General features: G+C 71.9%; 9 protein-coding genes. 4 read left to right on the top strand and 5 right to left on the bottom strand.

Annotated features, from left to right (window positions below; all coding sequences use genetic code 11):
- Positions 1-407 precede the first annotated feature (407 nt).
- Positions 408-2,948, bottom strand: a complete 2,541-nt coding sequence (locus ABZ795_RS03395) for a bifunctional FO biosynthesis protein CofGH (protein ID WP_357528476.1) — start codon at positions 2,946-2,948, stop codon at positions 408-410.
- 70 nt (positions 2,949-3,018) lie between these two features.
- Positions 3,019-4,287 (bottom strand): hypothetical protein, encoded by a 1,269-nt coding sequence (locus ABZ795_RS03390; RefSeq protein WP_357528474.1) that lies wholly within the window; start codon positions 4,285-4,287, stop codon positions 3,019-3,021.
- A gap of 97 nt (positions 4,288-4,384) precedes the next feature.
- Between ABZ795_RS03390 and ABZ795_RS03385 the strand changes: the two genes are divergently transcribed.
- The 3 genes from ABZ795_RS03385 to ABZ795_RS03375 all read left to right on the top strand — a co-directional run bounded on the left by ABZ795_RS03385 (position 4,385) and on the right by ABZ795_RS03375 (position 7,203).
- Positions 4,385-5,407 (top strand): 2-phospho-L-lactate transferase, encoded by a 1,023-nt coding sequence (locus ABZ795_RS03385; RefSeq protein ID WP_357528472.1) that lies wholly within the window; start codon positions 4,385-4,387, stop codon positions 5,405-5,407.
- A complete protein-coding gene (locus tag ABZ795_RS03380; RefSeq protein WP_357528470.1) occupies positions 5,404-6,492 on the top strand; it encodes a coenzyme F420-0:L-glutamate ligase in 1,089 nt (362 codons plus the stop codon). The genes ABZ795_RS03385 and ABZ795_RS03380 overlap by 4 nt, the downstream gene beginning before the upstream one ends.
- A gap of 138 nt (positions 6,493-6,630) precedes the next feature.
- Positions 6,631-7,203: an NUDIX domain-containing protein gene (locus tag ABZ795_RS03375; RefSeq protein ID WP_327022647.1), complete on the top strand. Its 573-nt coding sequence runs from the start codon at positions 6,631-6,633 to the stop codon at positions 7,201-7,203.
- Here ABZ795_RS03375 and ABZ795_RS03370 read toward each other — a convergent pair.
- Together ABZ795_RS03370 and ABZ795_RS03365 are read right to left on the bottom strand one after the other, a co-directional pair.
- The gene (locus ABZ795_RS03370; RefSeq protein WP_357528468.1) at positions 7,172-8,263 is read right to left on the bottom strand and encodes a sugar phosphate nucleotidyltransferase; all 1,092 of its coding nucleotides are present in this window, start codon (positions 8,261-8,263) and stop codon (positions 7,172-7,174) included. The two genes, ABZ795_RS03375 and ABZ795_RS03370, sit on opposite strands and share 32 nt — an antisense overlap.
- Positions 8,264-8,312: 49 nt before the next feature.
- On the bottom strand, positions 8,313-9,458 hold the full coding sequence (locus ABZ795_RS03365; protein WP_357528466.1) for a glycosyltransferase family 1 protein: 1,146 nt from the start codon (positions 9,456-9,458) through the stop codon (positions 8,313-8,315).
- Between the two features lie 152 nt (positions 9,459-9,610).
- Between ABZ795_RS03365 and ABZ795_RS03360 the strand changes: the two genes are divergently transcribed.
- On the top strand, positions 9,611-10,300 hold the full coding sequence (locus ABZ795_RS03360; protein WP_357528464.1) for a TIGR03089 family protein: 690 nt from the start codon (positions 9,611-9,613) through the stop codon (positions 10,298-10,300).
- A gap of 133 nt (positions 10,301-10,433) precedes the next feature.
- Here ABZ795_RS03360 and ABZ795_RS03355 read toward each other — a convergent pair whose 3' ends face one another.
- Entirely contained in the window at positions 10,434-12,401 is a 1,968-nt protein-coding gene (locus ABZ795_RS03355) for an acetoacetate--CoA ligase (RefSeq protein ID WP_357528463.1), read from the bottom strand.
- Positions 12,402-12,431 lie beyond the last annotated feature (30 nt).

Raw genomic sequence — 12,431 nt, 5'->3', positions numbered from 1 at the left:
GTACAGGTCGCTGGAGTCGGCGACCGGATCCTTGGCGATCTCCGGCGCCTCACGGTGTGAAGACATGGCGCAGCCACCTCACTGGGTGAGAGAAGGAATTGCTTGAGAATCGGCCGGGCGTACGGCGCCAGCGCCGGGAGATCAGCGCCGGGCGGCGCGCCGCAACCGGTCAGCCAGGCCCCGGTCCCGCACCTCGATGCGGGACTCGCCGACGAAGACGTCCATGATCCCGGAACGGCCGTCGCGCAGGTGCACCACGATCGGCAGCGGCGCACACGGCCCGCGATGGCGGACGGACCGGCGCGTCGAGGCACGCCAACTCCGTGAGAAGTTGCCGGCGGCGACAGCCTCGCCGCTACCGCCGCCGGCAATGACAGGTACGGCCGGCGGCGGGCGAAGGTTCGATGTCAGGCTTCCACGTGACCGTACGCAGTCGTACGCCTACGGGCCGGTCGGCCCGCCGCCGCCGCGATCGCCCGCAACTGCTCCTCGGTACGCGCCGACCCGTTGTCCGAGCCGGCCATCCGGGAGATGGTCTCCTCCATCAGGGTGCCGCCCAGGTCGTTGCAGCCGCTGCGCAGCAACTCCGCGCTGCCCTCGTCACCGAGCTTGACCCAGGAGCACTGGATGCTGTCGATGCGGCCGTGCAGCAGCACCCGGGCCATCGCGTGCACCGCCCGGTTGTCCCGCCAGGTCGGCCCCGGCCGGGCGATGCCGGCCAGGTAGATCGGCGCGTTGGTGTGCACGAACGGCAGCGCCACGAACTCCGTGAACCCGCCGGTACGGTCCTGCACCCCGGCCAGCACCCGGAAGTGGGTGAGCCACTGGCCCGGATGATCCACATGTCCGTACATCATCGTGGAGCTGGACCGGATGCCCAGCTCATGGGCGGTGCTGACCACCTCGACCCAGGCGGCCGTCGGCAGTTTGCCCTTGGTGAGCACCCAGCGCACCTCGTCGTCGAGGATCTCCGCGGCGGTGCCCGGGATGGTGTCCAGCCCCGCCTCGCGCAGCCCGCTGAGCCACTCGCGCACGGACACCCCGGCCTTGGCGGCGGCGGTGGCGATCTCCATCGGGGAGAAGGCGTGCAGGTGCAGCTGCGGTACCCGCGCCTTGATCGCCCGGATCAGGTCGGCGTAGCCGGTCACCGGCAGCTTCGGATCGATGCCACCCTGCAGGCAGACCTCGGTGGCCCCGGCCTGCCACGCCTCCTCGGCCCGGTCGGCTACCTGCTCCACCGACAGCCGGTACGCGTCCGCGTCGCGGTCCCGCTGGGCGAACGCGCAGAACCGGCAGCCCACGTAACAGACATTGGTGAAGTTGATGTTGCGGTTGACGACGTAGGTGACATCGTCACCGACCGCCTCGCGGCGCAGGTCGTCCGCGGTACGGCAGAGCTCGTCCAGCGCCGCACCGTCCGCGCCGAACAGGGCCAGGGCCGCCTCGGCGTGCCGGGGCTCCAGCAGCGCCGCCGGGTCCTGCCCGGCCAGCCGCAGCCCGGCACGCAGGTCGGCGTCGCCGAAGCCGGCCGTGGCCGCCCGACCGGGGCCGCCGACCTGCGTCGGGGGTACGACCGCCTTGGCGGCCACCTCCGACCAGTCACCGTAGACGTGGTCGAAGTCGCCCCGCCGGTCGTCGGTACGCCCGGTGGTGTCGATGGTGAGGTGCAGGTCGGTACGACCGCCGTACGCCTCATCGGGCTCCTGCCAGGGCCGACCCACCGGCCGGGCCTCCTCCACGGCCAGCCCGGTGGCCGGCTCGGCCAGCGCCCCGACGTGCGGCAGCAGGCGCGGATCCAGCCACGGCTCGCCCGCCCGCACATACTCCGGGTAGATCGTCAGCCGTTCACGCAGGGTGAACCCGGCAGCGGCCGTCCGCGCCGCCAACTCGTCGAGCTGCGGCCAGGGACGCTCCGGATTCACATGATCCGGGGTCACCGGGGAGACCCCGCCCCAGTCGTCGATGCCGGCCCGCAGCAACAGGTCGTACTCCCCGGCGATCAGGTTGGGGGGTGCCTGGATGCGGGCCTTGGGCCCGAGCAGCACCCGGGTCACCGCCACGGTAGCCGCGAGATCGTGCAGTTCCGCGTCCGGCATGGCCCGCATGGCGGTGTCCGGCTTGGCGCGGAAGTTCTGCACGATCACCTCCTGGAGATGGCCGTACTCCCGGTGCGCCCGGCGGATCGCGAAGATCGCCTCCACCCGCTCGGGGTGGGTCTCGCCGATGCCGATCAGGATGCCGGTGGTGAAGGGGACCCCGACCCGCCCGGCGTCGTCGAGCACCCGCAGCCGTACCGCCGGTTCCTTGTCCGGTGAGCCGTAGTGCGGGCCGCCGGGCTCCGACCAGAGCCGGGTGGCCGTGGTCTCCAGCATCATGCCCATGCTGGGCGCGACCGGCTTGAGCCGTTGCAGCTCCGACCAGGAGAGCACCCCCGGGTTCAGGTGCGGCAGCAGACCGGTCTCCTCCAGCACCGCCACCGCGCAGGCCCGCAGGTAGTCCAGGGTCGACTCGTAGCCCCGTTCGTCCAGCCACTGCCGGGCCGCCGGCCAACGCTCCTCCGGCCGGTCGCCCAGCGTGAACAGCGCCTCCTTGCAGCCCTGCGCGGCACCCGCCCGGGCGATCTCCAACACCTCCTCGCGGTCGAGGAAGGCGGCCGGCAACCGGTGCGGCACGGTGGCGAAGGTGCAGTAGTGGCAGCGGTCCCGACACAGCCGGGTCAGCGGGATGAAGACCTTCTTGGAGTAGGTCACCACCCCCGGTCGGCCGGCCTCCCGCAGACCGGCGTCGCGGATCGCCCCGGCGATGTCGAGCAGTTCGTCGAGGGCCGTACCGCGCGCGGCCAGCAGCGCCGAGGCCTCCTCGACATCGAGTGCCCGGCCGGCGGCGGCCCGACGCAACGCCCGCCGAATCCCGGCCTCACTCGACACGGGCCCGCTCCCGTCAACCATCCGCTCAGCCTATTCGCTGCCACCCCGCCCACCGCCCCGGCGTGGGGAACCACACCGGGGCATCAGGAGATCAGGCGGATCGCCCGCCCGGATCGATGCGCTGGGTACGATCCCCGTCACCGTCCGACCGGGGCAGCGCCTGGGTCGACTCGGCACCCTGACCCCGTACTTCCTCGGTCTGCTCCGGGCTTTGGCGCGTGACCTCCTCGGTCGGCTCGGCGCTCTGCCGAGGCATGGTCTGGGTGGGGTCGGCTGACGCCGGCTGCCCGAACGGCGGCGCGGACGCGGGCGGCGCGGACGCGGGGGCTGCTGAAGTCGGCGCGGCTGACGGCGGTGCCTGCGGGGGGACTGCCGGCTGACCGTGCGGCGGCCAGGTGTGCGGCGAGGCGGACTCCGGGGACGACGCGGGCTGCCACCCTTGGGAGTAACCCGTCTCCTGGCTCCCGCCGGTCCCCTGGCCCGCCTGGCTTGCGTAGGTGCTCTGGTCAGGGCGGTGCCCCTGACCCGCGCCGGTTTCCTGGCCTGCACCGGGACGACCCGACTGGTCACCGGTCGACCATCCGCCGCCGGGGTGGCCTGGGCCGGGCTGACCGGGGCCAGGCTGACCCGGATATCCCGCCTGATCGGACTGACCGGGGTACCCGGTCTGGCCCTGGTAACCAGGTTGACCGGGGTATCCGGACTGGCCCTCGTATCCGCTCTGGCCGGGGTAGCCGGACTGACCCTGGTAACCGGACTGGTTGGGGTATCCGGACTGGCCCTGGTACCAGGACTGGGCGCTGCCGTCGCCGGGCTGGCCGGGCCAGCCGGGGTGCGGGGTGCCGTACAGGCCGGGCTCCGCCTTGGGGCGGGGCACGTGGTAGAGCCGCCGCCAGACACTCCACACCACGTACGCGGCCACACCGAACAACGCCACCCAGGCCACCCGGGTCAGCAGACCGGTGAGGGCGTCGAAGATCTGTGCCTCGGCCAGCCGACCGACCAGCCAGACCAGCAGGGTCAGCCCGCCGAGCACGGCGCTGATCGCGTACTCGATCAGGGCCACCTGGGTGATCAACTTCGCTTTCGGCACCGCCGGGGCGATGTGGGTGGCCAGCAGCACGGCCAGCACCGGCAGCACGACCGCCTCCAGCCCGATGAAGGCGAAGAAGGCGCTGCCCGCACGGCCGGTCACCGTGCTGTAGGCCCCCTGCGGGGCCAGCAGCCGGATCAGGCCGACGAAGAGGAATACCGCGTTGGCGCCGAGAAGCACCAGGGCGGCGAGTTCCCGCAGCGGCCGGGTCACCTGATCAGCCGGCGTCGGGGCGTTGGGCGAGGGCGGCTCGGCAGGGCTGGTCACGAACTCTCCCTGGGGCGAAAGCGGACAGATGGCGACGTGAGCCTAGTCTCCCCGGGCGACGCCGCGTTGCAGGTGTCGGGTAAGCGAGGATGGTCGGATGCGCATCGTGGTTCTGACCGGGGGCATCGGCGGAGCCCGCTTCCTACTCGGGGTGCGGGCCTATGCCCAGGAGGTGGGAGCGGAGGTCACCGCGGTAGTCAACGTCGGTGACGATCTCCGCCTGCACGGGCTGCGGGTCTGCCCGGATCTGGACAGTGTCATGTACACCCTGGGCGGGGGCGCCGACCCGGAGCGGGGCTGGGGCCGGACCGGGGAGACCTGGACGGTCAAGGACGAGTTGGCCGCGTACGGTGCCGAGCCCGGTTGGTTCGGGCTGGGCGACAAGGACCTCGCCACCCATCTGGTCCGCACCACCATGCTGGACGCGGGCTACCCCCTGCACCAGGTGACCGAGGCGCTGGCGACCCGCTGGCAACCCGGCGTACGGCTGCTCCCGGCGACCAACGACCGCCTCGAAACCCATGTGATCGTGAGTGCGAGGAGTGAGCTTGCGAGCCCCGCAGTCACGAACAACGCCGCAGTCACGAACGACGCCGCAGTCACGAACGGCTTCGGTGGGGGGCAGCAGGCGATCCATTTCCAGGAGTGGTGGGTACGGCATCGGGCACAGCTGCCGACTCACCGGTTCGTCTTCGTCGGGGCCGAGGCGGCGAAGCCGGCGCCCGGCGTGGCCGAGGCGATCGCCGAGGCGGATGTGGTGCTGATCGCGCCGAGCAATCCGGTGGTCAGCATCACGCCGATTCTGGCCGTGGCGGGCGTACGGGAGGCGGTGACGACCGGGCCGGCGCCCGTGGTGGGGGTGTCACCGATCATCGGTGGCGCGCCGGTGCGGGGCATGGCCGATCGGTGCCTGGCGGTGGTCGGGGTGGAGTGCAGCGCGGCCGGGGTCGGGCAGTTGTACGGCGCCCGGACGGCAGGTGGGCTGCTCGATGGCTGGCTGGTGGCCGAAGAGGATGCGCAGACAGTGGTGCCGCAGGTGACCGTACGCGCGGCACCATTGCGGATGACCGACGAGGCGGCGACGGTGGCGATGGTGCGCGCCGCAGTGGAGATGGCATGAAACTGGAGATCCTGCCGGTGCCCGGCATCGGCCATGTGGCTGAGGGTGACGACCTGGCCGCTTTGATCGCGACGGCGGCGCCCTGGCTGCGCGACGGCGATGTGCTCGTGGTGACCAGCAAGATCGTCTCTAAGGCCGAGGGACGGCTGGTGGACGTCCCGGCCGACGGGCCGGAGCGGCAGGCCGCCCGGGACGAGATCCTGGCGGCCGAGACCGTACGGGTGGTGGCCACCCGGGGAGCCACCCGGATCGTGCAGACCCGGCACGGCTTCGTGATGGCCTCGGCCGGCATCGACGCCTCCAACGTCGACAAGACACGACTGGTGCTGCTCCCCGAGGATCCGGACGCCTCGGCCCGGGCGCTGCGGGCCGCCCTGCGGGACCGGTACGGCGTCCAGGTGGCCGTGATCATCAGTGACACCTCGGGTCGACCCTGGCGCAACGGGCTGACCGATGTGGCCCTGGGGGTGGCCGGGATGGCGGCCATCCGCGATCACCGGGGCGAGGTCGACCCGTACGGCAACGAGTTGGTGCTGACCCAGATGGCGGTGGCCGACGAACTGGCCGCGGCCGGCGAGCTGATCAAGGGCAAGTGTGACCAGATGCCGGTGGCGGTGATCCGGGGCTACCTGACCGCGCCGTTGCCCGACGACGGCGCAGGGGCCAAGGTGCTGGTCCGGGACGCCGAGATGGACCTGTTCGCGCTCGGCACCGCCGAGGCGAAGGCAGCCGGGCTGGCCGCCGCCGCCCTCCTGGCCGACCGTCCGGGCGAGACCCCACCCGATCCCTCAGCGGTCGACCGGGCGATCGCCGCGGTCGCCGGGGTGGTCGCTCCCGGCACGGTCTTCACCCAGGTGACCGACCACGACGTACGCACCAGCCTGGTCGCCACCGTGCCCGGGTGGCCCGCCGAGGCCACCGCGCTGGTGCTCTGCTCCCCACCCACCCCGGTAGGCCCGGTCCAACTGGTCCGCTTCGGCACCGACGTGCAACGCCTCCGCACCGCCCTGGCCGCCGAGGGCGTCCCCTCCCAACTCCTCCCACCCCCCGCCCACACCACCGCCGCCGCCACCCTCGCCCTCTAACCAGCCCCCTCCCGTTCCTCAGCCCGTTGATCATGAGGTTGACGGCACCTCGAAGATCGACGACTGCCGCCAACCTCATGATCAGCGCGGGTCAGCGCGGGTCAGCGCGGGTCAGGAGGGGGTGGTTAGGGTGGGGGTGTGGATGGGTGGGGGGCGTTGCATGGGGATGCGGTGGCTGTGCTTCGTGGGTGGGAGCCGACTTCGGCGGAGGCGGCGCAGGCTCGGGATCTGACCCTGGGGTTGCTGGGTGTCGGGGCGGTCGCCATGCAGCGGACGCACAAGGCCGGGCATCTCACCGCCAGCGCCCTGGTCTTCGACTCGACCGGTACCGAGGTGCTGCTCTGCCTGCACGGCAAGCTGAGCATGTGGGTGCAGCTCGGCGGGCACTGCGAGCCGGGCGACCGGACCCTGGCCGGTGCCGCGTTGCGGGAGGCCACCGAGGAGTCCGGCATCACCGGACTGTGGATCGACCCGGTGCCGATCGACGTGGACGTGCACCCGATCAGCTGCCAGGGCGGATCACTGCACCACGACGTACGCTTCGCGGTGTTCGCCCCGCCGGGGGCGGTGGCCCAGGTCAGCACGGAGTCCGAGGCCCTCGGCTGGTTCCCGCCGGACCAGCTGCCAGATCCGCTGGCCGGCGGGACGGCCCGGCTGGTGGCACCGGGCCGGGCCGCGTTCAGACGAGCTTCTCCTCGCCCCGCTCCTTGAGTTCGTCCACGATCCCCTTGACGTCCTGGGCCCGGTCGCGCGGGCAGACGAGCAGGGCGTCGGCGGTGTCGACCACGATGAGGTCGTGCACCCCGATGCCGGCCACCAGCCGGCCGGACTGCGGCACCACCACCATGCCGCTGCTGTCACGCAGCAGCACCTCGGCCTTGTCGTCCATCCCGAGCACCACATTGCCGTCGGCGTCGGCCGGCAGCACCTCGCCGAGGGTGTGGAAGTCACCGACGTCGTTCCACCGGAAGTCACCCGGTACGGTCGCCACCCGGCCCGCCCCGGCCGCGCCCTCCATCACCGCGTAGTCGACGGAGATCTTCGGCAAGGTCGGCCAGATCGCACCGAGTACCTCGTCCTGCTGCTCGCTGCCCCAGGCCGCCGCGATGCTGGTCACCCCGGCGTGCAGGGCGGGCTGCTGGCGAGCCAGTTCGGCTAGGAACGCCGACACCCGCCAGACGAACATGCCGGCGTTCCACAGGTAACGACCGGAGCGCAGGTACGCCTCGGCCACCTCGGCGTTCGGCTTCTCCTTGAACTCGGTGACCGGCCGCATCGGACCCTCACCGACCGGTTCGCCGGTCTGCAGGTAGCCGTAGCCGGTCTCCGGCCGGGTCGGGGTGATCCCGACCGTCATCAGCAGCCCCTGCTCGGCGCCGCGGATCGCCGCCTGGACGGTCTGCACCCAGCTCTGCGGGTCACCGATCAGGTGATCGGCGGCGAAGGAGCCCATCACCGCGTCCGGATCCCGTACGGCGATCACCGCCGCGGCCAACGCGATGGCCGCGCAGGAGTCCCGGGGCGAGGGCTCGACCAGGATGTTCTCCTCCGGCAGACCGGTCAGCTGGCGGGCCACGGCCGCGGCGTGGGCCGCCCCGGTGACCACCATGGTCCGCTCCGGGGTGGTCAGCGGCGCGGCCCGCTGCACCGTCGCCTGGAGCAGCGAGGCGGACGTACCGGTGAAGGGGTGGAGAAACTTGGGGTGCCCGGCCCGGGACAGCGGCCACAACCTTGTGCCGCTGCCACCCGCCGGAATGACGACATAGATCACCAGGACATCATGCCCGAACCGCCCGCAGCGGGCGTCGGGGTTGCCGACCTCAGGACCGGGCCCGGGACCAGGCGGCGATGTGCACCTCGGCGCTGGACTCCCAGGTGAACTCCTTCGCCCGGTCGAAGCCGGCCTTCGCCAGTGACAGCCGACGCGGCTCGTCGTCGAGCAGAGCGGCCAGGTCGACCGCGATCTGGTCCGGGTCCTCGCTGGTGTAGGCCACCGCGTCGCCACCGACCTCGGGCAGCGACAGCCGGGGGGTGGTGAGCACCGGAGCGGCGCAGGCCATCGCCTCCAGAATCGGCAACCCGAAACCCTCACCGTACGAGGGGTAGGCGGCGACCAGGGCACCACCGAGGAAGCCGGGCAGGTCGGCGTAGCGCAGATAGCCGGGACGCAGCAGCCGCAGATGCGAGGGCACCTCGGCCACCGCCCGGTCGATGTCGTCGTCGTGCCCCTGGCCACCGGCCACCACCAGGGCGGGCGGGTCCTGCCGGTCGGCCACCGCCCGGGCCCAGCCCCGAATCAGGTTAGGTACGTTCTTGCGCGGCTCCTTGGCCCCGAGGAAGGCGATATAGCTGCTGCTGCCCAGGCCGAGTCGGGCGCGTACCCGGGCCTTCTCCTCGTCGCCGGGGGCGTGGAAGGCCGCCTGGTCGACCCCGTGGTACGCCACGTCGATGCGGGTCGGGTCGGCGTCCAGCAGCCGGATCAACTCGTCCCGGGTGGCCTTGCTCGGCACGATCACCCGGTCGGCGCGGCGCAGCGAGGTCTTGATCGCACTACGGAAGAAGGTCCGGCGGGACTTGTCGTAGTGCTCCGGCTCGGTGAAGAACGTCGCGTCGTGCACAGTGACGGTGACCGGACATCCGGCCCGCAACGGGCAGGTGTAGAAGGGCGCGTGCAGCACCTCCGCACCCACCTGCTGGGCGAGCAGCGGCAGGCCGGTCTGCTCCCAGGCCAGCCGGGCGGGACGGTGCGCGACGGCGGCGGGGGCGGGAACGATCTCGGCACCGGGCAGCATCCGGCGATAGCGCTCCAGGTCGGTACGGAGGCTGACCACGACCAGGTCCACCGCCGACCCGCACACCTTGCCGAGGGCGCCGAGCAGGCCATCGACGTATCTACCGACGCCGCCACGGTCGGCGGGGACACTCGTGGCGTCGATGAGCACGCGGGGCGGGCGGCCGGCGGTCACGGGGCGACTCCTTGCGATGGCGGGACTGTGGGATACAACACTTTCCGGCAAGCCTACGCCGGAGCCGGGTGTGGACGTTGACTGCGACCCGACCGTACGCCGACTTGTCGCTGCCATCGGGTACGGTCGCCGGCCGCGTATCGTTCGCCCCGATGGCCGACAACATTGCCCGGGTGTTCGCCGACGCGATCGCGACCGACCCGAATCGACCCCTGCTGACCTGGTACGACGACGCCACCGGCGAGCGCACCGAACTGTCCGGCGCGACCCTGGCGAACTGGGTGGCCAAGACGGCCAACCTGCTCACCGACGAGGTGGGGCTGGGGCCCGGTGACACCGCCACCGTACTGCTGCCGCCGCACTGGCAGACCGCCGCCGTACTTCTGGGTTGCTGGGCCGCCGGACTGACCGTGGCGGATCAGCCGGGTGCGGCGGAGGTGCTCTTCGCCGCCACGGACCGGATCGTCGAGGCGGAAGCCTGGTCGGCCGGCGACCGGTACGCCCTGGGGTTGCATCCGTTCGCCCTGCCGCTGCGGGAGGTGCCGGCCGGCTTCGCCGACTACGTGACCGAGGTACGGGTGCACGGCGACCACTTCGGGGCATACCCTCCGGGTGGCCCGGCGCACACCGCGCTCATCGACCGGGCAACGGCGCGCGCCGCCGAGTTGGGCATCTCCCCGGCCGATCGGGTCCTGATCGACGTGGACCGCTACCCGGACCCCCTGGACTGGCTACTGGCCCCTCTGACCGCCAACGCCACCCTCGTCCTCTGCGCCCACCCCGACCCCACCCTCCTCCCCACCCGCCAGTCCACCGAACACACCACCCACACCCTCCCCTAACCCCACCCCACCCCACCCCACCTCCCGCTCGGCCCGACCCCGTTGATCATGAGGTTAGCGGCAGTTGTCGATCTCCAGAGTGCCGCTAACCTCATGATCAACCCGGACTGGGGTGGGGGTGGGGAGGGAGGGGTTAGGGGGTGCGGTGGTGGGCGAGGGTGGCGAAGGCGGTGAGGGACTCGGGGTTGGCCAGGGCGCCCTTGGCGGCGGCCTGGTCCACCGGGGTGCCGGTGAGGATCTTCTTGACCGGGACCTCTAGCTTCTTGGCGGACAGGGTGCGGGGGACCGCGCGGACCTGGTGGATCTCGTCGGGGACGTGCCGGGGGGACAGGGCGGTACGCAGCTCCCGGCAGATCTTCTTGCGCAGCTCGTCGTCCAGGGTCAGCCCGTCGGCGAGTACGACGAACAGCAGCAGTTCACCGGCGCCGCCCTCGTCGTCCTCCAGGTGCACCACCACCGAGTCGACGACCTCGTCCAGGGCCTCCACCACGGAGTAGAACTCGGCGGTGCCCAGCCGTACCCCGCCCCGGTTCAGGGTGGCGTCCGAGCGGCCGGTGATCACACAACCGCCGCGCGAGTTGACGGTGATCCAATCGCCGTGCCGCCACACCCCCGGGTACACGTCGAAGTACGCCTCCCGGTAGCGGACCCCCTCCGGGTCGTTCCAGAAGCCCACCGGCATGCTCGGCATCGGCTCGGTGATCACCAGCTCGCCGAGTTCACCGAGCACCGGAGTGCCGTCGGCCGAGCGGGCCTCGACCTTGGCACCCAGGGCCCGGCAGGTGATCTCACCGGCGTACACCGGCAGCAGCGGCACCCCGCCGACGAAGCCGGTGCACACGTCCGTGCCCCCGGACAGGGACTGGAGTTGCAGGTCGCTGCCGACGGTGTCGTACACCCAGGTGAAGCCCTCCGCGGGCAGGGGCGCCCCGGTGGAGCCGACCCCGCGCAGCGCGGACAGGTCGGCGATCTCGCGGGGCACCAGGCCGGCCTTGCGGCAGGCCAGTAGGAACGGCGCGGAGGTGCCGAAGTAGGTGGTGCCGGACTCCTGCGCCAGCCGCCACAGGGCGCCCAGATCGGGGTGGCCCGGGTTGCCGTCGAACAGCACGATCGCCGCACCCACCGCCGGGGCGGAGACCAGGAAGTTCCACATCATCCAGCCGGTGGTGGTGAACCAGAAGAACCGGTCCGCCGGGCCCAGGTCGTGATGCAGGGCGAGCATCTTCAGGTGCTCCAGCAGGATGCCGCCATGCCCGTGCACGATCGGCTTGGGCAGGCCGGTGGTGCCGGAGGAGTAGAGCACGTACAGCGGATGGTCGAAGGGCACCGGCGTGAAGGTCAACGGCTCGTCGGTGGCCGCCGCCAACTCGGCCCAGGACAGGGCACCGTCCGGCGGGGCCGCCGCCGGGTCCAGGTAGGAGATGCCGACGGTGTGCCGCAGCGACGGCAGGGCCGCCCGGATCGCGGCCACCTCCGCCGACCGGTCCACCGGCTTGTCGCCGTAGCGGTAGCCGTCCACCGCCACCAGCACCTTGGGTTCGATCTGCCGCCAGCGGTCGGTGACGCTACGGGTACCGAACTCCGGCGCGCAGGAGGAGAAGATCGCCCCCAGGCTCGCGGTGGCCAACATCAGCACGTACGTCTCGGGGATGTTCGGCGCGTACGCCGCCACCCGGTCGCCGGTGCTGACGCCGAGGCGGCGCAGCCCGGCGGCCACCCGGCGGACCTGGTCGCGCAGTTGTCCGGCGGTCAACACCTCCGGCTCCCGGGTCTGCCCGTACGCGAGCACGATCGGATCCTCGTCGGCCCGACCGGGCATCCGCAGCACGTTCTCGGCGTAGTTGAGGGTGGCGCCGGGGAACCAGCGGGTGCCGGGCATCTCCCGACCGGACATTGTGGCCGTCGGCGGGGTGTGCGCGATGACCTCGAAGTGGTCCCAGATCGAGCGCCAGAAGGCGTCCAGATCGGTCACCGACCACTGCCAGAGTGCCTCGTAGTCGGCGAACTCCAACCCACGGTGCTCGGCCAGCCAGCGCAGGTAAGCCCCGATGCGTGACCGTTGAAGCACGTCCGCCGGCGGCGTCCACAGCACGTCAGTCACTGCTCACTCCTCCCCTGGCCCGGCACGGCG

It is taken from the genome of Micromonospora sp. NPDC047134 (assembly GCF_040643455.1).
In the GTDB taxonomy this organism is placed as follows: domain Bacteria; phylum Actinomycetota; class Actinomycetes; order Mycobacteriales; family Micromonosporaceae; genus Micromonospora.
This window is presented reverse-complemented; position numbering and strand designations above follow the sequence as displayed.

Excerpts from the sequence above, each read along its gene's own strand:
- ABZ795_RS03360 (WP_357528464.1), top strand. The coding sequence starts at position 9,611 with ATGGCCGACAACATTGCCCGGGTGTTCGCCGACGCGATCGCGACCGAC.
- ABZ795_RS03385 (WP_357528472.1), top strand. The coding sequence starts at position 4,385 with ATGCGCATCGTGGTTCTGACCGGGGGCATCGGCGGAGCCCGCTTCCTA.
- ABZ795_RS03395 (WP_357528476.1), bottom strand. The coding sequence starts at position 2,948 with ATGGTTGACGGGAGCGGGCCCGTGTCGAGTGAGGCCGGGATTCGGCGG.
- ABZ795_RS03380 (WP_357528470.1), top strand. The coding sequence starts at position 5,404 with ATGAAACTGGAGATCCTGCCGGTGCCCGGCATCGGCCATGTGGCTGAG.